The 22,667-nt window shown below is 72.5% G+C and carries 19 protein-coding genes; 5 read left to right on the top strand and 14 right to left on the bottom strand.

Features of this window, described 5'->3' with window-relative positions; genetic code table 11:
- Positions 1 to 122 precede the first annotated feature (122 nt).
- The 3 genes from ACZ6RT_RS36700 to ACZ6RT_RS36690 all read right to left on the bottom strand — a co-directional run bounded on the left by ACZ6RT_RS36700 (position 123) and on the right by ACZ6RT_RS36690 (position 1,573).
- A complete protein-coding gene (locus ACZ6RT_RS36700; RefSeq protein ID WP_470158642.1) occupies positions 123 to 677 on the bottom strand; it encodes a type 1 glutamine amidotransferase domain-containing protein in 555 nt (184 codons plus the stop codon).
- Positions 678 to 740: 63 nt separating this feature from the next.
- Entirely contained in the window at positions 741 to 1,025 is a 285-nt protein-coding gene (locus tag ACZ6RT_RS36695; RefSeq protein WP_470158641.1) for a DUF4031 domain-containing protein, read from the bottom strand.
- Complete coding sequence (locus ACZ6RT_RS36690) at positions 1,022 to 1,573, bottom strand: TetR/AcrR family transcriptional regulator (protein WP_399196636.1); 552 nt, start codon at positions 1,571 to 1,573, stop codon at positions 1,022 to 1,024. Before ACZ6RT_RS36690 ends, ACZ6RT_RS36695 begins: the two co-directional genes overlap by 4 nt.
- A gap of 112 nt (positions 1,574 to 1,685) precedes the next feature.
- Between ACZ6RT_RS36690 and ACZ6RT_RS36685 the strand changes: the two genes are divergently transcribed.
- Both ACZ6RT_RS36685 and ACZ6RT_RS36680 read left to right on the top strand, forming a co-directional pair.
- Positions 1,686 to 3,263 (top strand): MDR family MFS transporter, encoded by a 1,578-nt coding sequence (locus ACZ6RT_RS36685; protein WP_470158640.1) that lies wholly within the window; start codon positions 1,686 to 1,688, stop codon positions 3,261 to 3,263.
- Between the two features lie 71 nt (positions 3,264 to 3,334).
- The gene (locus ACZ6RT_RS36680) at positions 3,335 to 4,285 is read left to right on the top strand and encodes a GNAT family N-acetyltransferase (RefSeq protein WP_470158639.1); all 951 of its coding nucleotides are present in this window, start codon (positions 3,335 to 3,337) and stop codon (positions 4,283 to 4,285) included.
- Positions 4,286 to 4,300: 15 nt separating this feature from the next.
- Here the strand turns inward: ACZ6RT_RS36680 and ACZ6RT_RS36675 are convergent, their stop codons facing one another.
- On the bottom strand, positions 4,301 to 5,689 hold the full coding sequence (locus ACZ6RT_RS36675) for an MFS transporter (protein ID WP_470158638.1): 1,389 nt from the start codon (positions 5,687 to 5,689) through the stop codon (positions 4,301 to 4,303).
- Positions 5,690 to 5,791: 102 nt separating this feature from the next.
- Here ACZ6RT_RS36675 and ACZ6RT_RS36670 point away from each other — a divergent pair, with 102 nt between their 5' ends.
- Complete coding sequence (locus ACZ6RT_RS36670; protein ID WP_399196640.1) at positions 5,792 to 6,700, top strand: helix-turn-helix transcriptional regulator; 909 nt, start codon at positions 5,792 to 5,794, stop codon at positions 6,698 to 6,700.
- A gap of 16 nt (positions 6,701 to 6,716) precedes the next feature.
- On the opposite strand, the gene ACZ6RT_RS36665 is transcribed toward ACZ6RT_RS36670, so the two are convergent.
- The 5 genes from ACZ6RT_RS36665 to ACZ6RT_RS36645 all read right to left on the bottom strand — a co-directional run bounded on the left by ACZ6RT_RS36665 (position 6,717) and on the right by ACZ6RT_RS36645 (position 13,783).
- Positions 6,717 to 8,024: an AAA family ATPase gene (locus ACZ6RT_RS36665; RefSeq protein WP_470158637.1), complete on the bottom strand. Its 1,308-nt coding sequence runs from the start codon at positions 8,022 to 8,024 to the stop codon at positions 6,717 to 6,719.
- Positions 8,021 to 9,490 carry a hypothetical protein gene (locus ACZ6RT_RS36660; protein WP_470158636.1) on the bottom strand — a complete coding sequence of 490 codons (1,470 nt, stop codon included), beginning with the start codon at positions 9,488 to 9,490 and terminating at the stop codon, positions 8,021 to 8,023. The genes ACZ6RT_RS36665 and ACZ6RT_RS36660 overlap by 4 nt, the downstream gene beginning before the upstream one ends.
- A 94-nt stretch (positions 9,491 to 9,584) precedes the next feature.
- Positions 9,585 to 10,712 (bottom strand): hypothetical protein, encoded by a 1,128-nt coding sequence (locus ACZ6RT_RS36655; protein ID WP_399196644.1) that lies wholly within the window; start codon positions 10,710 to 10,712, stop codon positions 9,585 to 9,587.
- A 31-nt stretch (positions 10,713 to 10,743) separates the two neighbouring features.
- Positions 10,744 to 11,538, bottom strand: coding sequence for a hypothetical protein (locus ACZ6RT_RS36650; protein WP_399196645.1), 795 nt, complete (start codon positions 11,536 to 11,538; stop codon positions 10,744 to 10,746).
- A 103-nt stretch (positions 11,539 to 11,641) separates the two neighbouring features.
- Positions 11,642 to 13,783: a HelD family protein gene (locus ACZ6RT_RS36645; protein ID WP_470158634.1), complete on the bottom strand. Its 2,142-nt coding sequence runs from the start codon at positions 13,781 to 13,783 to the stop codon at positions 11,642 to 11,644.
- A gap of 70 nt (positions 13,784 to 13,853) precedes the next feature.
- Between ACZ6RT_RS36645 and ACZ6RT_RS36640 the strand changes: the two genes are divergently transcribed.
- Positions 13,854 to 14,459, top strand: coding sequence for a TetR family transcriptional regulator (locus ACZ6RT_RS36640; protein WP_470158632.1), 606 nt, complete (start codon positions 13,854 to 13,856; stop codon positions 14,457 to 14,459).
- 73 nt (positions 14,460 to 14,532) lie between these two features.
- On the opposite strand, the gene gndA is transcribed toward ACZ6RT_RS36640, so the two are convergent.
- From gndA to ACZ6RT_RS36625, 3 genes are all read right to left on the bottom strand, one after another.
- Positions 14,533 to 15,963: an NADP-dependent phosphogluconate dehydrogenase gene (gndA, locus tag ACZ6RT_RS36635; protein ID WP_399196648.1), complete on the bottom strand. Its 1,431-nt coding sequence runs from the start codon at positions 15,961 to 15,963 to the stop codon at positions 14,533 to 14,535.
- 339 nt (positions 15,964 to 16,302) lie between these two features.
- Positions 16,303 to 18,075, bottom strand: coding sequence for a serine/threonine-protein kinase (locus ACZ6RT_RS36630; protein ID WP_470158630.1), 1,773 nt, complete (start codon positions 18,073 to 18,075; stop codon positions 16,303 to 16,305).
- 126 nt (positions 18,076 to 18,201) lie between these two features.
- A complete protein-coding gene (locus tag ACZ6RT_RS36625; RefSeq protein ID WP_470158629.1) occupies positions 18,202 to 19,563 on the bottom strand; it encodes a glycosyltransferase family 4 protein in 1,362 nt (453 codons plus the stop codon).
- A 252-nt stretch (positions 19,564 to 19,815) separates the two neighbouring features.
- Here ACZ6RT_RS36625 and ACZ6RT_RS36620 point away from each other — a divergent pair, with 252 nt between their 5' ends.
- On the top strand, positions 19,816 to 20,400 hold the full coding sequence (locus tag ACZ6RT_RS36620; protein WP_399196651.1) for a TetR/AcrR family transcriptional regulator: 585 nt from the start codon (positions 19,816 to 19,818) through the stop codon (positions 20,398 to 20,400).
- Between the two features lie 91 nt (positions 20,401 to 20,491).
- Here ACZ6RT_RS36620 and ACZ6RT_RS36615 read toward each other — a convergent pair whose 3' ends face one another.
- Together ACZ6RT_RS36615 and ACZ6RT_RS36610 are read right to left on the bottom strand one after the other, a co-directional pair.
- The gene (locus tag ACZ6RT_RS36615; protein ID WP_470158627.1) at positions 20,492 to 21,328 is read right to left on the bottom strand and encodes an ABC transporter permease; all 837 of its coding nucleotides are present in this window, start codon (positions 21,326 to 21,328) and stop codon (positions 20,492 to 20,494) included.
- Positions 21,325 to 22,044 (bottom strand): ABC transporter ATP-binding protein, encoded by a 720-nt coding sequence (locus tag ACZ6RT_RS36610; RefSeq protein ID WP_470158625.1) that lies wholly within the window; start codon positions 22,042 to 22,044, stop codon positions 21,325 to 21,327. The genes ACZ6RT_RS36615 and ACZ6RT_RS36610 overlap by 4 nt, the downstream gene beginning before the upstream one ends.
- Between the last annotated feature and the right edge of the window lie 623 nt (positions 22,045 to 22,667).

Genomic DNA, 22,667 nt, shown 5'->3' with positions numbered 1-22,667 from the left:
AAGGAAAAGGAAAAAAGGGAAGAGGGCGAAGAAACCACCCACCCCCCCCCACCCCCCCCCCCCCCCCCCCCCCCCCCCCCCCCCCCCGACGCAGCCCCCGGCCGTGCCGGGGACGGGACGGGTCAGCCGCCCCCTCCGGAGAAGGCGTCGACCGCGGCCTGGCAGAAGGCCTTGAGGTCGTCGGGCTTGCGGCTGGTGATCAGTGTGTTCGGGCCCGCGGAGCAGACCACGACCTCGCGGTCCTCCCACTCCGCCCCGGCGTTGCCCAGGTCGGTCCGCAGGCTCGGCCAGGACGTGACCTTGCGGCCGCGTACCACGCCGGCCTCGATCAGCGTCCAGGGCACGTGGCAGATGGCCGCGACCGGCTTGCCCGCGTCGAAGAAACCCTTCGCGAACGCGACGGCCTCGGGCACGGTACGCAGCAGGTCGGGGTTGGCGACACCGCCGGGAAGTACCAGCCCGTCGAAGTCGGCGGCCGAGACCTCGTCGGCCGTGGCGTCCACCGGGAAGCGGTCGGCCACCTCCAGGTGGTTGAAGGCCTGGACCTGACCCTTCTCGGTGGAGACGAGCCGGGGCGTGCCCCCCGCCTGTTTGACGGCGTTCCACGGTTCGGTGAGCTCGACCTGCTCGATGCCCTCCGGGGCCACGAGGAACGCGATCGTTTTGCCGTTCAGCATGTCGTCCCCTCTGTGACGTGCGGTGATGTCCTCACCCGGGCCTGATGCCCGATACGTCGGAACCTATGCGGGGCTGTCGCTGCCGTCCCGGATCCGGCGCCTGCGAAGACCGGCGGCGGTCAGCCGGGCGACGAGCTCGCGGCAGGGCACCTCCTCGGCGCCGAGCGCCACGGCCCGCGCGTAGACCGTCTCCGGGACGTCGTAGTGGTCGCGGTCGAACGCCCGGCGCGGCACGCCGAGCGCCTCGGCGAAGGCGTGCAGCTCCTCGACCGAGGTGTCGCTGACCAGGTGCGACCAGAGCAGTCCCCGGGGACCCGGCCACGCGGGCGGGTCGATGAGGACGCTCACCGCCTGACGAGGTCGAGCGCGACCTCCAGGGCGGCCGCCTCCACCTCGTCGTCGGCGAGCGTCTCGTCGCGCATCATGAACCAGGCGGAGTGCAGCACGAACAGGGCCATCTTGTTCCGCAGCCGGGTGGTGGGAGGGTCGTCCGGATCGACCAGGAAGTCGACCAGCTGGAAGATGTGCTCCCGGGCCTTCTCCATGATCGGGTGGTTCTTGAGCGAGGTCTGGTTGCGCTCCAGGAACCGGATGATCTGGCGGTGCCTGCCCTGCTTCAGGTCCCGGGAGTAGCGGCGGACCAGCTCGCGCCGGGTCTCCTCGGTGCGCGGCTGCCGCTCGGCCCAGGCGACGAGCTCGGCGATCGTGCGCGACCTGTCCTCGGCCAGGCTGAGGACGATGTCGTCCTTGGTCTTGAAGTGGTAGTAGAGAGCCGCCTTGGTCACGCCCAGGGCCTCGGCGATCTCGCGCAGCGAGGTTGCCTCGTAGCCCTGTTCGATGAAGAACGTCAGGGCGGTCTCCTGGATGCGCGTCCGCGTGTCGGGGTGTTCCCTCATGGCTCCCTTTACCGATGAATCAACTTGACGGCCGGTAAGTAAGCGGCCTACATTCCCAGCATATCCGACACTAGCCGGTCGGCAGGTAAGCAGATTCCCAGGGGGCGTGGAAGTGAAGGAGACAGCGGCCGCACCGGGACGGCGCCGCGAGGTCATGGTGGTGCTGCCGGGGCTCATGCTCGCGATGGTCCTGGCCATGCTCGACAACATGATCGTCGGAACCGCGATGCCGCGCATCGTCGGCGAGCTCGGCGGCCTGACCCACCTGTCGTGGGTGGTGACCGCCTACGTGCTCGGCACCACCGTCTCGACCCCCATCTGGGGCAAGATCGGCGACCTGTACGGCAGGAAGAACATCTTCCTCGCCTCCATCGCCCTGTTCATGCTCGGCTCCGCGCTCTGCGGGATGGCCGGCTCCGACCTGCTCGGCGGTCCCTCGGACGGCATGGCCCAGCTCATCGCGTTCCGCGCGCTGCAGGGGCTGGGGGCCGGCGGCCTGATGGTCAACGCCATGGCGATCATCGGCGACCTGGTCCCGCCCCGCGAGCGCGGCCAGTACCAGGGCATCATGGCCGCCGTGATGTCGCTGGCCATGATCGCCGGGCCGCTCGTCGGCGGATTCATCACCGACCACCTGAACTGGCGCTGGGCCTTCTACGTGAACCTGCCCCTCGGCTTCGTCGCGCTGGCCATGCTGGCCGTCACGCTGAAGCTGCCCAGGCTGCGCACCGAGCACCGCATCGACTGGCTCGGCGCGGTCCTGCTCTCGATCGGCATCACCGCGCTGGTCCTCATCACCACCTGGGGCGGCAACGACCACGCCTGGGGCTCGCCGCAGATCCTCGGCCTGGCTGCGCTCGCCGTGGTCACGCTGGCCCTGTTCGTCCCGGTGGAGCGCCGCGCCGCCGAGCCCATCCTGCCGCTGCACGTCTTCCGCGACCGCAACTTCAGCCTGATCTCGGCCGTGGGCTTCCTGCTCGGGTTCGCCATGTTCGGCGCGATCAACTTCCTGCCGCTCTTCCAGCAGACCGTCCAGGGCGCCACGGCCACCAACTCCGGCCTGCTGCTGCTGCCCATGATGGGCGCCTCCATGGTGGTCTCCCTCTTCGTCGGCCGCGCCATCACCAGGACCGGCCGTTACAAGATCTACCCCGTCCTCGGTGGCGCGATCATGGCCGCGGGAATGTGGCTGCTCTCCCTGATGGACGTGCACACGCCCGCCTGGCAGACCGGGGTGTTCATCGGCGTCCTCGGCCTCGGCATGGGCTTTTTGATGCAGATCACCATGCTCATCGCCCAGAACAGCGTCGAGCAGAAGGACCTCGGCGTGGCCAGCAGCGCCTCCACCTTCTTCCGCTCCATCGGCGGCTCGTTCGGCGTCTCGCTGTTCGGCGCGATCTTCAACAACGAGCTCACCGCCGGTCTGCAGAGCAGGCTGGGCGCGGCGGGCGAGAAGCTCGCCTCCGGCGGGGCCCAGTTCGACCCGGCCGCCCTGCACCGGCTCCCCGGGAACGTGCGGGCCGGCTTCCTGGAGTCCCTGGCCGTCTCCATCTCCGAGGTCTTCTGGTGGGCGATCCTGTTCGCCGTGCTGGTGCCGCTGCTGGCGGCCTTCATCAAGGAGATCCCGCTGCGCGGCGGGCCCGGGGACGCCGCCGAGTCCAAGGAGCAGCCGGTCCCGGCCCTGGACTGACGCGACCCCGGCCGTGCCCGGACCAAGTCCGGGCCCAGTGATTCTCAAGTCGCCCCCGCGACGATGGGCACATGACGACGAGCATCCCCGCCGGGTACGTCACCCGGCGGCCCCGGGCCGGCGACGCCCCCCGCATCCACGAGCTGATCTCGCTCTGCGACGTCCAGGTGATCGGCAAGGCCGACATGACCCTCGACGACGTGGCCGACCAGCTGAACGACCCCTCCTTCGACCTCGGGACCGACGGCCTGCTGGTCCACGACGCGACCGGGCGCCTGACCGGCTGGGCCTGGGCGTGGCGCAAGGGCGCCGGCGACAACGTCGACATCGACGTCGTCGTGCACCCCGCCACGCCCGAGCTGACCGGCCCGCTCTGGGACAGCGTGACCGAGCGGGCCCGGCGGATCACCGCCGGTCTCGGCCACGACCGGGCCGTGGTGGACATCGCCCTGTACCGCGAGGACGGCGCCAAGCGCGCCGTCGCCGCGGCCCGGGGCTTCGGCGCCGCCACCACCTTCGTCCGGCTGCGGGCCGACCACACCGCACCGGTCCGCCACCCCGTCCTCCCCGCGGGCGTGACCGTGCACGACGGGCTCACCGAGGAGGCGCGCCGCCAGGCCCACGCCGTGGAGCAGGCCGGTTTCGCCGAGCACTTCGGGTTCGCCCCCAAGGGCTACGACGAGTGGTACGACGAGCTGGCCTCCTCCGCGAGCACCGACTGGTCGCAGCTCGCGCTCGCCCGCCTGGACGGCGAGCCGGTGGCGATGCTGCTGGGCACCGACGCCTTCCTCGGCGACGAGAACTGCGGCTACGTACGCCGCCTGGCCGTGCGGCCCGGGTTCCGGGGCCGGGGCCTGGGCCGGTTCATGCTGCGCAGGGCCTTCGCCGAGGACGCCGGCCGTGGACGGGCGGGCACCTACCTGCACGTCGACGCCAACAACGGCACGCCCGCGCTCGGCCTCTACCTGTCGGTGGGCATGCGCCAGGTGCTCGCCATCGACGTCTGGCGGCGCACGCTCTGACGTCCCCACCCGTCGTCACGGTGCCGCGGGCCGGAGGTCTCGGCGGCGCCGCAGCAGCGGCAGCGCGCACGCCCCGGTGAGCAGGATCGTCCCGGCCAGGGCCAGACAGGTGGCCGTCACCGACCCCGAGCCCAGATAGAGCGTCCCGAACGTGGCGACCCCGACCACCTGGCCGAGCTGGGTCATCATGACGAACAGGCCGCTGACGTCCGGGGCGTCCTCGGGGGCGGCGTGCGCCAGCCCCACCGACAGCGTCGGGCTGAACGCCCCGCCCAGACCCACCCCGATCACCACGAACGCCGCCGCCAGCAGCGGCCGGTTCCCCGCGGTGAGCGCCGGCGACAGCAGCAGGTAGCCGAGCCCGGCCACACCGAGGGAGACGACGATCATCCGGCGGTGCAGGCGTCCGGGGACGCGGCGCCAGCCGAGGCTGACGACGGTGAAGCCCACCGCGGCCGGCACGAACGTCAGGCCCGCCGCCAGCGGGTCTTCACCCAGCGGCCCCTGCAGGTGCAGGGCGCAGGCGAGCAGGAACCCGCCGTAGGTCGTCATCGTCCCGAAGATCGCCAGCGCCGACGGCACCGTCCCCGGCGCCCGCAGCACCCGTACCGGCACCAGCGGGGCGGCGACCCTGCGCTCGACCAGGACGAACACGCCCGCCATCACCGCGCTCGCCACCAGGGCGGCCCGGCTCCACAGCGGCCAGCCCCGCTCGTGGCCCAGCACCAGGGGGACCACCAGCAGGCCGACCGCCGCCGAGAGCGTGACCAGGCCCGGCAGGTCGAGCGCGCGGTGCCGCGGCGGGCCCCCGGCAGGCAGCAGCCGCGCGCCCAGCACGAGCAGGACCAGTCCGATCGGCACGTTCACCAGGAACACCGGCCGCCACGAGGAGCCGAACAGGTCCGCGGAGACCAGCACGCCGCCCAGCACCTGACCGGCCACGGCGGCCCCGGAGACCACCGCGGCGTACAGGCCGAGCGCGCGGGCCCTGGCCGCGCCCGCGAAGCTCGTCTGGATCATGCTCAGCACCTGGGGCACCATCAGGGCGGCCCCCGCGCCCTGCAGGAACCGGAAGGCGATCAGCTGCCCGGCCGACGCGGCCAGCCCGCAGGCCAGGGAGGCCGCGGTGAAGCCCGCCAGGCCGTACAGGAACAGGCGGCGCCCGCCGTGGCGGCCGCCCAGCCGGGCACCGGTGACGAGGAGCATGGCGTAGGCGATGGTGTAGCCGGAAACGATCATTTGCAGGCCCGACCCCGACGCGCCGAGGTCGGAGCGGATCACGGGGGCGGCGACGTTGACGATGGAGACGTCCAGGACGGCCATGAACTGCCCGGCCAGGATCACCGTCAGCGGCCAGGGGGAGGAGGTACGGGCGGCCGGGGCCGGAGCCGATGTCACGGTCATGGCAAGGAGCCTGGGACCGGGCCGGTACGGGTAACGAGAGCCCGCTCATCCTGGTATCGACGCCACCTGGCAACCGGATCGCCCGTCGGCCACCATGGGGGGATGACCGTCACCACGCCGGGCGCCGGGAGGGGAGCCGGGTCGGCCGCCCGCCGCGCCGAGCTGGCGGCGTTCCTGCGCAACCGCCGCGAGCGCATCTCCCCCGAGGCCGCGGGACTGCCCCCGGGATCGCGCCGGCGCACCCCCGGGCTGCGGCGCGAGGAGGTCGCCCTGCTCGCCGGGGTCGGCGTCACGTGGTACACGTGGCTGGAGCAGGGACGGCCGATCAACGCCAGCGTGCAGGTCCTCGACGCGATCTCCCGCACCCTGGAGCTCGACCAGGCCGAGCGCGAGCACCTCTACCGGCTCGCCGACGTGCCCGCCGTGTCCGAGGGCGACGCCTCCCGCGGACGGCTCGCCCCGGAGATCCAGGTGATCCTCGACCGGCTCGACCCGATCCCCGCGGCCGTCTACAACGGCCGCTACGACCTGCTGGCCTGGAACGCGGCCTACGGTTCCCTGTTCCCGAACGTGGTGACCCAGCCGGTCGCGACCCGCAACGTGCTCTGGCAGATCTTCGCCATGCAGGAGTGCTGCAGCCAGATCGTCAACCGGGCCGAGGAGGTGGCCCAGATGGTCGCCGTCCTGCGCGCCGGGTTCGGGCGGCACCTGGGCGAGCCCGCCTGGACCGGGTTCGTCCGCGCGCTGTCGGCCGCCAGCCCGGAGTTCGCGAGCATGTGGGCGGCCCACGACGTGGCCAGGCCGGGAAGCCAGATGAAGGTCTTCCACCATTTCTCCGGCGGGCAGGTCCGTACCGTCTCGACCAGCATGGCGCTGCCGTCGCCGCCGGAGACCAGGATGGTCGTCTACACGCCCGCGGACGAGGAGAGCCGCGAGCGCATGGAGTGGATCATGGCGAACCCAGGGGCCCCCGCGACCGCGCACATCCACCCGGTGACCGTCACGGGATGACCGCGCCCGGAGCGGATCACCGCTCCGGCCGGACCCGGTGCTTGGACAGGTGGGCCAGCACCGCCTGGTTGGCCTCCCAGCCGTCCGGGAACTTCACCGGCACGCCGAGCTGGACCGGTTCGGCCGACGGGTGGGCGTCCAGCAGCTCGGGGATGCCCGCCCTGGCCACCACCACGCAGGCGTGGCGATGCCGGGAGGTCAGCACGCACAGCCGCCCCGACTCCAGGTGGAACGCGGTGGCGTCGCGCCGCCCGGAGAGCGGGTGCAGCACGATCGTCACGTCGTACTCCCGGCCCTGCAGCCGGTTGGCGGTGTCCACGGTGATCTCCGGCGGCACCCCGGCGGCCCTGATCGCGGCGACCTGGTCGCGGTGCGCGGCGCCGACGGCGATCCGGCCCGCGGTCACCGGGTGGGCGCCCCGCTCGGAGTACGCGACCGGGCCGCGCTGCAGCAGCCGCACCGCCAGCTCCGCGGTCGCCCGTACGGCCTCGGCGTCGGTGCGCACGGTGTGGCGGCTCGGCAGCTCGTACAGCGCCCAGCCCGACGCGGCCGCCTCCTCCAGAGCCCGGTCCTGGCAGGTGCGCATGCCGTCCACGGTGAACTCCAGCCTCCGGTCGGCGTGACCGGTCCCGGCGCGGAAGCCGGTGAACGGGTAGAACGCCTCGGAGATCACCGGTGCCGCCGAGGCGGGCAGCCGCCAGGAGACCGGCAGCCGGTGCACCGGCAGGTCGGGGTTGTGCCGCAGCAGCACCGCGACCGCGCTCTGCACCGGGTCCCACGACAGGCCCGCCCAGCGGTCGCCGTCCACGATGGAGAACGGGTCGAGCTGGCCGGGGTCGCCGACGAACAGCGACCGTTCGAACAACGAGGCGATGCGCAGCAGCTTGTCCGACCGCATCTGGTACGCCTCGTCCACGATGGCCCAGGGCCAGGTGCGGTCGCCGACCCAGGCCCACTTGTCGGCGGTGGCGATCACCACCGCGGGGTCCCCGAGGTCGGGGAGCTTGCCCGCGACCGAGACGTTGGGACGGGCGAGGATGCGTCCGGGCGTGATGTACCCGCTCGCCGACAGGCGGCCGATCGGCAGGTCGGGGTGCTCGGTCGCGAGCCGTTCCACGAGGTCGTCGACCTGCTCGTTGGTCTGGGCGACGATCATCAGCGGCTCGCCGGTCTCGGCGATGTGCCCGGCGGCCCGCACCACCAGCGTGGACTTGCCCGCGCCCGGAGGGGAGTCCACCACCACGCCGCGGTGGCGGGGCAGGTCGGCCAGGACGGCGTCCACCACGGCGGCCGCCTCCTGCCGCGGCGTCGGGTGGGCGCTCACAGCCACTCCTCCTGCGCGTCGTCGTCGCTCGGGACGTACTCCTGCGGGGGGCCGCCGTGGGTCCACGGCGTCCGCTCGGGATCGGGCAGCGCCGCCGACGACTGGAAGTCGTCGGTCAGCGAGGTGTACGAGACCCGCTCGCCCGGCTCGGGCACCGACCCGGGGACCGGTGTCCTGCCCCGCCCCATGCCCTTGACGATCTTCAAGGTGATCTCCCCGCCCGCGATCTCGACGATCTCGGCGGCGTGCCCGCGGCGGTCGGGGCTGCCGACCACGGTGCCGGGGGTGAGCCGTACCGGATCGCCGGTCCGGACCGTGACCAGCGGCCGGAGCTTGCGCGAGCGGCCCTCGCCCTCGCTGTGCTCGGGGTCGGCGGACGTCACCGTCCCGGCGAACGCCTCGCCGGTCAGCCGGTACTCGGCCATGAGCAGCGGGTCGTCGTGGGCCCGCTGCACGTCGTAGCTGGCCCGGGCCCGCTCCAGCCCGGCCAGCCGGGCCGCCGCGCCGACCGCGCCGTCCCTGCGCGCCTGCGGCGGCCCGCCCTCGGCGACCCGCTCGGTGAACCGGGTGAACGACCCGCGGTCGAGCTCCCAGCGGTCCTTGACCCGCGCCCCCTCGGGCAGGGAGCGCAACAGCTCCACCGCCCGCCACATCAGCCGCCAGGTGGGGTCGAGCTGGGTGCGCAGCGCCTGGCTCACCCGGTCGACGGCACGGCCGGTCGGCGCCTCCTCGTAGGCGCGGATCGCGGGACCGAGCACCTCGTTGTCGAAGCCGGGGTCGGTGGCCGGACCGGCCGGGGGCCACAGCAGCGGGTCCTCGGCCTCCTCGGCGGCCTGGCGCCCGGAGGTACCGGGCGGGGGATCGATCCATCCCATCAGCGCCGCGAGGTTGGCGTCCTCCAGGCCGCTCTGCCCGGTGGCCCAGTGCAGGCTCAGCGCCTCGGTCGCCACCAGCAGCATCGACGAGCCGGGCTGCTGCGACCGGTCGGCGAAGTACGTCAGCCACCGGCCGAGCAGCGGCACCGACGGGTGGACCGGGTAGGGGCCGTCGGCCCGGCGGAACCGGGTGGAGCGGCCCAGCAGCCCGACGAACGAGGCCGCCGACCGGTTCGGCACCAGGATCTGCGGCGCGTCCAGGCACCGCTCGTACGGCTCGCCGCTCCTGCGCTCGACCGTCTCGGTGCTCTTGGCGAACCCCTCGACGTACGGCAGCAGCACCTCGGCCAGCCCGGCGGCGAAGGCGAACCGCAGGTCCCGGTTGCGCGGCTGGGGCACGACGAGCAGCCGGGGATGGCCCGGGTCGGTGCCCACCATGGCGGCCAGCGGCGCGGCGGCCTCACCCGCGAGCTTGAGCGGGATGAGCACCATCGGCTGGGCGGAGACGTGGCAGTGCCGGACCGTGGTGATCCGCTGCGCGACACCGTCCCGGATCGCCCGCAGCTGCGCCAGCGCCGTCAGCGCGCTCATCCGCGGACCGCCCGCGCCGCGCCGTCCCGGGTCGCGCCGGTCCGTCGCGGGGAGGGCGACGGCGTCCCCGAGGTCCTCCGGGTGTCACCCGTCCTCACCGCAGCGACTCCTCGCGCAACCGGTTCGCCAGCCGCAGCAGGCGGGCGATCTCCTCCTGGCCCTCGGCGGGCTCGCGGGTGCCCTCGGCCAGGCCGAGCGCCTCGTCCACCCCGGAGACGCCGCCCAGCTGGTCGCGGACCTGACGCCCCAGCAGGTCGGTGGACCCGCAGGCGCGCGCCTCGTGACGGCAGAACATGCACATGTCACAGGTGGACAGGCAGTCCGGGGCGTACCGGGCAGGCACCCGCATCAGCGCCTGGGCGAGCTCGTCGGCCGAGCGGGTCGGCACGCCGTCCTCGCCGGGTGCCAGGTCGAAGGTGACGTCGGCGGGCAGGCCCTGGAGCAGCTGCTCGATCCTGGTCATCCGGGTGAGCTGGCGGTTGAGCACCGAGAGCTGCTTGCGCACGTCGACCAGGGCGGCCGTCGGGCGGTTGGCGAAGTTCTCCGGGCAGACCAGGACCACGTCGTGGGAGACTCGCAGCGGGTCGTGCCCGAGATCGGCCATGAGCGTGCGCAGCGCCAGCACGTACACCGCCGCCTGACGGGCCGCCGCCGCCACCTTGTCCGGCTCGGCCTGCCCGTCGATCATGCCGAACGACTTGATCTCCACGATGTGGAAGCGCCCGCCGATCTGGAAGGCGACCACGTCGGGCTCCAGGTAGGAGGTGTGCCCGGCGATCTCCAGGCTGAGCAGCGGGTGGTCGTAGAAGACCGCGGAGCCGTCGTCCTGGCGTGCCGCGCGGTCGATCAGCGCCCGCGTGTGGGAGTGGCGCAGATGGGAGCCGACGCTCTCCACGTCCTGGTAGCCGACCTGCTCGACGGGCAGGTCCAGCAGCTCGCGCAGCAGCCGGAGCAGCTCGGCGCAGCCGTTCTCCTTCACCAGGGCCTCGAACACGTTCCCGCGAGTGATCGCGAACTGCGACTGGCCGAACGGCGCGGGGAAGCCGACGTGCCGGGCCGTGAGGTCCTTGTCCACGCCGGCGGCGTCCATCACCGCCCTGCGGGTGCAGCCGGGGTTGGCGGCCAGCGCGGCGATGGCCCGCGCGTCGTGCGGTCGCGAGGGCACCGGCCCGCGCAGCTCGTCGAGCCTGATCACGACGGCTCTGTCCCGGACCGTGCTCACGAGCCGGTCCTTCCGTCCAGCCTGCTCTTCATCAGGCCCCCCTCACGGCGTTCATCGCGGTGACGCCGAACAGGCGCTCCGCGTCCGGTAGTTGCCTCGTGGCCCGCGCCGCCACCTCGGCGCGCTGCGCGGCGTCGGTGGCGCGGTGCACCTCCAGCTCGGCCCGGGCCGCGCGGATCGCGGTCGCGGGACTGGCCGGGGCGAACCCCTCGACGGCGCCCGGGATGTTCTGCGCCATCCGCGACAGCAGCCGCACCGCGCCCGCGGGCGGTTCCGCCAGCCGCGTCAGGTGCTCGGCGATGCGCATGGTCGAGACGAGGAAGTCGACGCGCGGGCTCAGCGGCCCGAGGACCCGCCGCTCCGGCGGCCACGTGCTGTCGGCCAGCAGCCCCCGGGCGGGGGAGAGGCGGTCGGTCAGCGCGGCGCACAGGTAGTACGGCCTGGCGTACGGGTCCCCCCGGAAGGAGCGCTCCTCGTCGCGGCGCAGGCTCGTCAGCTGGGATCCGCGCAGCTCGCGGGAGAAGAACGCGTCGTTCACCGCCACGATCAGCTTGGCCGACGTCGGCACCCCCAGCATGGCCAGCGCCTGGTGGACCTGCTCCCTGATGGGGAGCAGCGAGGCCCCGGACTCGCGCGGGGCGGGCGCCGGGACCGGCGCCGGGACGGGGGCCTCGACGGCCACCGCCGCGTCCCAGGCCTGCTCGGCCCGGCGCAGGTCCCCGCGGAGCGTCCTGGCGAGCGAGTTCTCCCTCGCCTTGACCGCCCGTCGCACCTCGGCGCGGAGGTCGGCTATTCGCCGTTCCAGCGCGTCCAGTGAATCACTCACGGCCCGGAGCGTAACAGGAGTTCCACCTGTCTCCCGTGTATTCCAGCCATTTCCAGCATTAGGCGTGTCGGATTAAAGACTAATAATCGGGCGAAAGGAACATTTAATACGAAAGATCACCGACGGCGTCGGCGGGCTCGGGGAACCAGGACGGGAGCGGGCGGGTGTGCACCACGTCCAGCCGCGACACCGCGCGGGTCAGGGCGACGTAGAGCAGATGGGGACCCCGCGTGCCGGTCCCCGCGATCTGCGCGGGCTCGACCACCACCACGTGGTCGTACTCCAGGCCCTTGGCCATCGAGACGGGCACGGCGGTGACGCGGCCCGTGCAGGTGCCGTCACCCAGGGGGGAGACCTCGACGCCCCCGGCGGCCAGCGCGGCCGTCAGCGCGTCCAGTGCGGTGTCGGCCGCGATCACCGCGACCGAGCCCTCGTGGCCGAGCGCGGCGCGTACCGCGGCCACCGTGCCCTCGCCCGGATCGGACGCCGCACGGACGGCCAGGCGGCCGTCCGTGCGGAACGAGCGGGTCCCGGGCACGTCCACGGCCAGCTCCTCCAGCAGCCGGTTGGCGACCGCCACCACGGCCGCGGGCACCCGGAATCCCGTGGTCAGGGCGATCAGCCGCGCCTCGGGCCTGCCCAGGTGGGCGAGCTGGTCCCGCCAGGCGCGGGCCGCCCACGGCGTGGTGCCCTGCGCCAGGTCGCCGAGCACGGTGATCGAGCCGTGCTCGCTCCTGCGCGCGATCGCCCGGCACTGCATCGGGGAGAGGTCCTGGGCCTCGTCGACGATGACGTGACCGTGGCCCCGCGGGCGCTCCAGCAGCCCGGAGATCTCGTCGAGCAGCACCATGTCGGCCGCCGACCACCTCGCGCTCCTGAACGAGCGCGGAGGCCGGGCCCACAGGAGCGCGGCCCGCTCGGCGGGGGACAGGACGCCGTCCGCGGCCTCGTCCAGCACGGCGGGATCGCCGAGGACCTCCGCCAGCACCTCCTCCGGCCGGACGGCCGGCCAGACCGCGTCGACGTACCCGGTGACCGCCCTGGCCGTCCTGCGCGCCCAGGCCGCGTTCACGTTCTGCCCGCGCGCCTCGGCCTGCCGCAGCAGCAGGGCCACGACCCGCGAGAGCACGCGCTCGCGGCCCACCCCGTACGAGGTCGTCTCCCGCAGCGCGCCGGTCACGACGAGGCGGAACTCCTCGGCCCCGATCCGCCACCGGTAGGAGCCGTCGGGGACGGCGATCCCGTCCGCCGGCCGCGTCACCCGCCGGTACAGCGCCCGGCGCAGCACCCGTGCCATCCGGGCGTCGTGCTTGACGACCGCGGTCTCCTCGGGGTCCTCGGCCCGCAGCGGCCCGCGTGCCAGCAGGCCGTCCACGGTGGTCTGCCCGACGTCGACCTCGCCCAGCGCCGGGAGCACGGCCGCGATGTACCCCAGGAAGGCCCGGTTGGGGCCGAGGATCAGCACGCCCGCGCGCGAGAGCCGCTGCCGGTGGGTGTAGAGCAGGTAGGCGGCCCGGTGCAGCCCCACCGCGGTCTTGCCGGTGCCGGGCGCGCCCTGGACGCAGATCGACTCCTCCAGGCCGGCGCGGACCAGCTCGTCCTGCTCGGGCTGGATGGTGGCCACGATGTCGCGCATCGGCCCGACGCGGGGCCGTTCGATCTCGGCGGCCACGATCCGGCTCGCCACCCCCGCCGTCACATCCGCCGTCGCTCCCGCCTCGTCCCCGGATCCCTCCCCGGGGTCTTGGCCAGGGTCTTGGCCGCCATCGAGGAGCTCGTCCTCGAAGCCGGTCAGCGCCACCGGGTCCCGGGACCAGCCGAAACGACGCCGTACGGACACCCCGCGCGGGTCGCGGGCGCTCGCCCGGTAGAACGCGGTGGAGACCGGGGCACGCCAGTCGATCACCATCGGCTGCCGCCCGGAGCCGCCGGAGACGTGCCGGCGGCCGATGTAGTAGCGCTGGCCGCCGTGCTCGGCGGAGGCGGGGCCGAAGTCCAGGCGGCCGAAGAACGGCGGGCCGTCCGGTCGTTCCTCCAGCTCCTTGGCCTGGCTCCTGAGGTCGTAGCCCAGCCTCTCGGCGCTGTAGCGGTCGCCCGCGACCCGCTCGCCGACGACGACGTTCGACCGTGCCCCGTCGATCATCCGGCGGACGGCCGCCTCGCACTCCGCCAGGTAGGCCCGCTCACCGTCGAGTCCACCGTCGAGTCCACCGTCGAGCCCGCCGTCGGGTCCGGCACCGGTCATCACGCATCACCCCTAAGTGTTAACTCGATAAATATATTAACCGAGTTAACGACCTGTTAGGCTGGAATGCGTGACAGGGCTTCGTGAACGCAAGAGACGGCAGGTCCACGAGACGATCTCGGCGACGGCCGTCTCGCTCTTCCTGGAGCGGGGGTTCGACGAGGTGTCGGTCGCGGAGGTCGCGGCGGCGGCGGAGGTCTCCAAGCCGACGCTGTTCAAGTACTTCCCGACCAAGGAGGACCTCGTCCTGCACCGCATCTCCGACCATCAGGGCGAGGCCGCCCGGGTCGTGCGGGAACGGGGGCCGGGCCAGGCGCCGCTGGAGGCGCTGCACCGGCACTTCCTGGCCGGTCTGGAACGGCGGGACCCCGTGACGGGGCTCAACGACCATCCCGAGGTGCTCGGCTACCACCGGATGGTCTTCACCACGCCCGCCCTGGCGGCGCGGGTCTTCCGGTACATGGCCCTGGACGAGGAGGCGCTCGCCGTGGCGCTCACCGAGGTCACCGACGACCTCACCGCCCGGCTCGTCTCGGGGCAGGTGCTGACCGTGCAGCGGGTGCTGGCCCGGCGCAACTGGCAGGTGCTGGTGGAGGGGGAGACGGCCGAGCGGGCCCATCCCGCGGCCGTCGCCGCCGCCGACCACGCCTTCGCCCTGCTCCCGGCGATCGGCTGACCGCCCCGCCCGGCCGGGGCGGGGCGTCCCCCATGAGGGCGGGCGGCCCCGTGCGCGCCGCCCGCCGTGGTGCTCAGCCCGCGATCTCGCTGCGGTCGGCCGACCACAGGGTGTGGAAGGAGCCCTCCAGGTCCACCCGCTGGTAGGTGTGCGCGCCGAAGAAGTCGCGCTGTCCCTGGATCAGGGCCGCGGGCAGCCGCTCGGCGCGCAGCCCGTCGTAGTAGGCCAGCGCGGTCGCGAAACCGGGGGCCGGGATGCCCAGCTCCGCGGCCTTGGCCACCACCCGCCGCCAGGAGTCCTGCGCCAGGGTCAGCGCGTCGGCGAAGTAGGGGGCGGCGAGCAGGGTGACCGGCTTCTCCTCCGCCTCGTACGCCTCCCGGATGCGGTCCAGGAAGACGGCGCGGATGATGCAGCCGCCCCGCCAGATCGTGGCCAGCGCGCCGAGGTCGAGGTCCCACGCGTACTCGGTGCTGCCGGCCCGGAGCTGGTCGAAGCCCTGGGCGTAGGCGACGATCTTCGAGGCGTACAGCGCCCGCCGCACGTCCTCGGCGAAGTCCTCGCCGAGGGTCCCGGCCGGCACGCCCGACGGGCCGGGCAGGCCGCGTGCGGCGGCCCGCAGGTCCGCGTGCCCCGACAGGGAGCGCGCGAACACCGCCTCGGCGATGCCGCTCACCGGGACGCCCAGGTCCAGCGCGATCTGCACCGTCCAGCGGCCGGTGCCCTTCTGCTCGGCCCGGTCGGCGATCACGTCGACCAGCGGCGTACCGGTGACCGCGTCGACCTGGCGGAGCACCTCCGCGGTGATCTCGATCAGGTACGAGGACAGCTCGCCCTCGTTCCACTCGGCGAAGATGTCCGCCAGCTCCGCCGGGGTCCGGCCGAGCCCCTGCCTGAGCAGGTCGTAGGCCTCGGCGATGAGCTGCATGTCGGCGTACTCGATGCCGTTGTGCACCATCTTCACGAAGTGCCCGGCCCCGTCGGGGCCGATGTGCGTGCAGCAGGGCACGCCGTCCACCTTGGCCGCGATGTCCTCCAGCAGCGGCCCCAGCGCCTGGTACGACTCCTTCGAGCCACCGGGCATGATGCTCGGCCCGAGCAGCGCGCCCTCCTCCCCGCCGGAGACCCCCGCCCCGACGAAGTGCAGGCCACGCGCGCGCAGGTCGGCCTCACGCCGGCGGGTGTCGGCGAAATGGGCGTTGCCGCCGTCCACCAGCATGTCGCCCGGCTCCAGCAGGGGGGCGAACTCCTCGATCACCGCGTCGGTCGGCGCACCCGCCTTGACCATGATCAGAATACGCCGGGGGCGCTCCAGTGCCGCGACCAGTTCCTCCGGGGTGTCGCAGGGGACGAAGGTGCCCTCGTCACCGTGCTCCTCGATCAGTGCCTTCGTCCTGTACTGGGAGCGGTTGTGCACCGCCACCGAATGCCCGTGCCTGGCCAGGTTGCGGGCGAGGTTCGCCCCCATGACGGCCAGCCCTGTCACACCGATCTGTGCCTGCGTCATTGAAAACCTCCAGCTCGGAGAAACCGGTCTCGTGACCGGAAGCAGAACACGGCGGAATGCCGCGGGTGGATTCATCGAAAACCTGAGCGAATGATTCCGGACGTCACCACTGTCCTGACCTACGCGAACCACAAGACGGGCGTTCACGTTCCGCTCCCGTCCAATTTTTCACGGCCGGTATCTCCGCTGTGCACCTACCCCAACAAAAGGCACCAAGAGGACACCGGAACCGTGCGATCGGTGGACGAAGCGCCCTCCCGCCGCACCGTCCGCACCCGGCGGGAACCCTCGCCCGGCCCCGGCCCGCTCAGGCCCGCCCAGGCCCTAGGCGGCGAGGGGTCAGCGGCCGAAGCCGGACAGCGAGCTCTCCCTGCCGACGAGACCGCCCAGGCACCGGTAGACCCGTACCCCGTCCTGGAACCGCGACTGGGAGGGCGGCAGCACCGTCCCGTGCCACCTGCTCTCCCGATCGTTGCGCCGGTCGTGCATGGAGGCGAACATCACCGTGCCCGAGCAGACCTTCCTCACCGCCGGGTGATCCTCCAGGGAGGCCAGGTCGCCGACGAGCGTGCCCCGCGGCAACGGGGCGATCGCGTACGTCTGCCACGAGTGCTCCCGCGTGCAGTCGATCCGCCGGGCCGTGGTGTCACCCGCGATCGAGACCAGGCCGCCCCAGCACTCCGCCTTCGCCGGGCACGCGGCCCCCGCCCCCGCCACCCTTGCCGCCGGGCAGCCCTGGGTGACCGTGGCGATCCCGAACCCCTGGGAGGCGCCGGTGCTCGGGGCCGCGTTCTCGGCGTTCTCGGCGTTCTCGGCGTTCCCGGTGTTCCCGGTGTTCCCGGGGTCCTTGGCGGCCTCGGCGGCCTGGTCGTCCCCGGCGGCGCCGTCGCGCACCGCCGGGACGTCCGCCGGGGAGGTGGCGGAGTCGCGGTTCTCCATGAAGATCAACCCGATCCCGACCAGCAGCAGGATCACGAAGGCCGCGGCCAGCGCGGCGAAGACCCGCGCGTTGGAGGGGGGCGTATGCTCGGCCACCGCCCCCGGAGCCCGGGTGTTCGACGTCCCCCTCAGGCTCGGCGACGTCGAGTGCGAGCGCGCCGGCGCGCCCCCGGTGACGTCGCGGACCGCCGGTCCCGCGTACGCCGCCCCGGCGCGCGGCGGGGAGAACCCCTCGTGCCCCTCGGCGTAGGCCACCGGCCGACCGGAACGCGGCGGGACCTGCGGTGTGACAGGGGGCGGGACGGGTGAGGCGACCGGCCGCGGGATGAAGGACGAGCCCGGAACGGACCGGTCCAGGCGCAGGTCGGTGAGGGCGTCGCGCAACGCGGACACCGACGGGGTACGGAGCCCCGGGTCCGGCGCCATCGCCGCCCTGAGCACGGCGGTCAGCTCCGGCGGCACACCCGGGATCTCGGGGATCGGCAGCCGGTGCAGGGCCATGATGACCGCGATGTTGACCACGCCGCTCTCCGGGAACCGCGGAGGACGCCCCGAGAGCAGCGCGTACAGCGTGGCCGCCAGGGAGTACACGTCCCCGGCGGCCGACGGCTCGGTGAGCTCGAACGCCTCGGGCGGGGCGTAGGCGGGGGTGAGGGACTCGCGCGTCACCGACGCCTCGGCGCCCGAGGACGGCATGGTGGCCAGCCCGAAGTCCGACAGCACCACGTTGCCGTACCGGTTGATCAGGATGTTGGCGGGCTTGATGTCCCGGTGCAGCACCCCGGCGGCGTGCGCGGCCGACAGCGCGTCGGCGATCCGGATGCCGATGTCGGCGACCTCGGCCGGAGGCAGCCGCTTCTCGGCCCGCATCCGGTCGAGCAGCGACCCGCCCGGGCACAGCTCCAGGACCATGTACGGCCGCCCGTCGGGCAGCACCCCGGCGTCGTAGACATGGGCGACGTGCGGGTGACCGGACAGGGCGCCCGCGGAGGTCACCTCGCGCATGAAACGACGCCGGTCCCGCTCCGAGACCAGCACCCGGTTGTCCACCTTGAGCGCCACCTCGCGCTCCACCGCCAGCTGCCTGGCCCGGTAGACGATCCCGAAACCGCCCTGGCCGAGCACGCCGGACACCTCGTAGCCCGGCACCGCAAAGGCGCCTGCTTCGGCCACCTGCCACCTCCTGGAGACGATCGGCAGATTACCGGACATCCACGACGTGCCGGCGGAGAGCCCGAACCTCCCGGGCCCCGTCCTCCCGCCCGCCGGGGCGAGGCCGTGCCGGGGGCGCCGTCCCCGTCAGTTCCGGTCGAGCAGGCGTGCGGGGGCCGTCCGTCCCGAGCCGACGGCGTGCTCGTCGTCGAGCCGCGCCAGCAGCGCGTCCCAGCGGGCACCGATGGTGTCGAGGTCGTAGTCCGCCGCCGTCCGCGCGGCGCCGGCACCGAGCGCGATGCGCAGCTCCCGGTCCTCGATCACCCGGCAGAGCGCCTCGGCGAGCGCCGCGGGCCGTCCCGGGGGGACGAGCAACCCGTTGTACCCGTCCCGGACGATCTCCCTGGGGCCGTGCGGGCAGTCGAAGCTGACCACCGGCACCCCTTTGCTCATCGCCTCCAGGACCGTCATGCTGAACCCCTCGTGACGCGAGCTGACCACGTGGATCGAGGCTCGCGACAGCTCCCGGCCGATCTCGGCCGAGCTGCCCATGAGCAGCATGCTCCCCGAGAGACCGGCCTCCTTGATCCGGGCGCGCAGCTTGCGCTCGGCCTGGGCCCTGCCCCGTCCGTAGACGCGCAGCACCCAGTCGGGATGCGCCGCGGCGACCGACTGCCAGGCCTTCACCAGCAGGTCGAAGCCCTTGGCGTGCACCAGCCTGCCGATGGCGATCACGACCTTCTCGTCCAGCTTCGAGACCTCCCCGGCGAGCGGGGGCACGGCGTTGGGAATGCGCAGCAGCATCCGGGGCGGCGGTCTCAGCGCCCTGCGGTAGCGCTCCAGGTCCCTCTCGGTGAGGGTGACGAAGGCGTCCAGTCTGCCGTAGCGCCGCTTGATGAGCCGGACGACCCCTGGGGAGTGCATGTCGAGGGCCACGTGTTCCTGGCCGATGGTGATCACACCGGGTGGCGCGAACAGCGCGGTGATCAGGTTGAACCCCGGCCGGGTGGAGATCACCACGCCGGTGCGCATGGACCGCAGGAACCGGACCACGCGCAGGTCCGTCAGCAGCGAGAACGTCCGGTGGGCGTTCTCCCCCCGCGGGACCAGCACGCTCGGCACGCGCGCCAGCAGCGTCGCCACCGTCCCCCGCGGCCGGGTCCTGTCGTCCAGGAACGACACCCGCACGCCCGGCGGGATCGGGAAGAACGGCTTCTCCGCCGTCCGGACCACGCTGACGATCTCCACGTCGCGCTCGCGCGCCAGATGACCGGCCAGGTTCAGCACCGTCCTGATGGTGCCGCCCATCCCGTAGGCGTGCTGCAGCAGGATCCGGATCGTTCCCGTGGACGCGACCGGGGCACGCCGAGCCCGCCTGGAGTTGAGCACCCGCAGCAGCAGGAACGCCCCTCGCAGGCAGACCCGGAGCGCTCTCCGCCCTGCCCGCCGCCCCAGGCGCCCGACGCGCCGCGGCAGTCCCGTCTCCCGGCGCCCGACACGGCGGGACACCGCCCGTCCCCGGTGCGCCGCCCGCCGGAGTGCCTCCGGTACGTGCCGTCCCAGGCGCCTTTCGCTCTCCCGAGCCTTCCCCGACATGATGAGAACCCCCCGCCGGTCTCGCCCTGCCTGCGTCTCATTCCCCGAGCCGCCCACCCCAAAGCGTGCAGACCGGACAGGAGGTCCATGCGGGGGTCCCGGCCTATGCTGTTCCCTCCGGACGAGGGGAGCGTGCCGTTCCCTCCGGGGGAGAGGGGAGCGGCGGTGGGCGGACGGGATCCGGATCGGCGGCGGGCACTGCTCGACGCCGCGGACCGGGTGATCCGGCGCGAGGGGCCCGAGGCGTCCATGGCGTCGATCGCCGCCGAGGCCGGGATCACCAAACCCATCCTCTACCGGCACTTCGGCGACAAGAGCGGGCTCTACCAGGCCCTGGCGAACCGGCACGTGCGCACCGTGACCGGCCTGCTCCGCCCGGAGTTCGACCGCCCCGGGACCGACCTGCGCAGTCGTGCACGCGCCACGATCGACGCCTACCTGAAGATGATCGCGGCCAACCTGAACCTCTACCGTTTCCTCCTCCACCGCGCTGGGGCCGAGGACAGCCGTACCCACTCCCAGATGACCGCGATCGTGCGCGGCCTCGGGGAGGAGATCGGCACGGTGATCGCCGCCGAGGGGGTCGTACCCGACCCGGTCCGTGCGCAGGTGCTCGGGCACGCCTTCGTCGGCATGGTCCAGGCCACCGGTGACTGGTGGCTGGAGCACCCCGAGGTGGACCGGGCCGAGGTCGTCGAAGGGCTGGTCACCGTGATCGTGGCGACGATGCCGGTCACGCCGCCGCGCTGACCGCGTCCTCTCCCCGGCGCCCTTCTTCCGAGGAAGCCTTCCCCGCGGCGGGACACCTGTCCGGACGACGCGGGGCGGACGGTCCGCGACCCTACTCGCCGAACCGGGACAGGCGTCCGCGGGTACGGGCGTGCCGTAGCGCCCACGCGAACAGGGCCAGCGCGCCGGCGAGGTAGACGGCGTCGAGCAGAGCCGCCCAGGCGAGGCTCTGCCACGGTACGGCGCCGCCGTTCAGGACCGTCCGCATCCCGGTGAAGACATGGGTGGCCGGAAGGAACTCCGCGACGACCCGGAGCGGAGCGGGAAGCGTCTCGACCGGGTAGAAGATCCCCGACAGCGGTTGCACGACGAAGACCAGCGACCAGGCGATGACCTGGGCGTTCTCGCCGAAGCGCAGCACCGCGCAGATCCCCACCAGGCCGAGGGACCACCCCATCATCAGCAACAGCGCCATGAACGGGACCATCCCCGCGCCCATGCTCGTGATGCCGAAGCCGTAGAGGGCGAGAGCCATCACCGACATGAACGCGACGGCGAAGAGGACCTTGCTGAACGAGAACACGATCAGCCCGATCACGTACTCGACGTTGGAGAGCGGGCTCACCTGCACGTTCAGCAGGTTCCGGCTCCAGATGTCCTCCAGGAAGGCGATGGAGATCTCGTTGCTGGCCTTCTGGAGCACCTGCCACAGCAGGACCGCGCCGAGCAGGAAGGTGGCGATGAAGGGCACCCGCTGCGACTGAAGGAAGACTGTGACGAAGCCCCAGACGGTCAGCTCGACCATGGGCCAGAAGATGATCTCGAACATCCGGACCGGGCTGCGGCGAAGCGCAGCGAGGTCACGGAAGACCACCCCGCTGATCCGCCGCCTGCGGGCGGCCGTTCCGAGCGGGGGAAGGGTCGCGGTCATGGTCGCGCCTCCCGTCATGAGCGCGCCACCTTGAGAAAGACCTCTTCAAGGTCCTCCGCCCCGTAGACGTTCGTGAGTTCGGCGGCGCTGCCGCTGGCCACGATCTCGCCCTGGGACATGAAATGGATCCGGTGGCACATCCGTTCCACCTCCTGCATGTTGTGCGACGTGATGAGCATCGCCCGTCCGCTCTCCGAGGCCACCCGGACGAGCAGGTTGCGGATCCGGTCACCGGCGTCGGGGTCGAGGTTGGCGGTGGGCTCGTCCAGGATGAGCAGGTTCGGCTCGTTGATCAGGGCCTTGGCCAGCTGTACGCGGGTGCGCTGGCCGGAGGAGAGCTCCATCACGCGGCGCCTGCGCAACGGGCCCAGGTCCAGCAGCTCGACGACCTCCTCGACCCTGGCCCGGGGCCTGCGCACGGCGTACAGCCGGGCGAAGGCGTCGAGCACCTCCCGCACCTGCAGGACGCCGGGGAGGTCGACGTAGCTCGCCGCGAAGTTGATCTGGCTGAGCACCTCGGTCCGGTGCCGGTCCAGATCCAGGCCGAACATGCGGATGCTGCCGCTGTCCGGTGTGATCAGCCCGAGGAGCATGTGCAGTGTCGTCGACTTGCCGGCGCCGTTGGGACCGAGCAGCCCGACGACCTCGCCCTTGCCGACGGTGAGGCTCACCTCCCGCACGGCGGTCACCGGGCCGAACCTCTTCGCGAGCGCCAGAGCCTCAAGAATCACCACCAGGCAAGCGTGCGGTTCGCCGGCCGGACGGGGCAATCGGTTTTCGCCGCCGGTGAGGTCCCCGACGCGGTCTTGATTTGACGATGTGGTTCGAGGTTCATAAGCTTCACGGACCCGAGGGAGACGGCGTTGGCGCCGGGGCCTCGGAACCCTCACTGACGATCTCAACCTCCACGAGGCTTCGGTTCTGGAAGAGGGCGATTCGACATGAATCTGACGAGGTAGTACAGTAAGGGATTCCCCCGAAAAGGGGACGCCTGAATTCCGGAAGGCCAGCTTGATCGGGTCGGTTTGACACGAAAAAGTGGGGCTGAAAGAATAAAGGCACAACGAAAGAGCAAAAAGAATACGAAATGGAACGCCCCTGGTGGTCGGCCGGTTGTTCGGTCGAGGATCGGGTGTATGCGTCCGTTTCTTGAGAACTCAACAGTGTGTTAAAAGCCAGTGCATGAAGCACAACCCTGTCCTAACCACTCTTTGCGGGTGGGGGACGGATTCCTTTGGTTGAACATCCATCGCGTTCCCGGGCCTGTTCGGGGATGGTGGTGGGCTTTCAGCCGGGTAGGACTGTTCAGACATTGTTTGGAGAGTTTGATCCTGGCTCAGGACGAACGCTGGCGGCG

The sequence above is a fragment of the Streptosporangium sp. NPDC050148 genome (assembly GCF_055586505.1).
The sequence above is the reverse complement of the archived record's forward strand: the minus strand, read 5'-3'. Positions and strand labels throughout refer to the sequence as shown.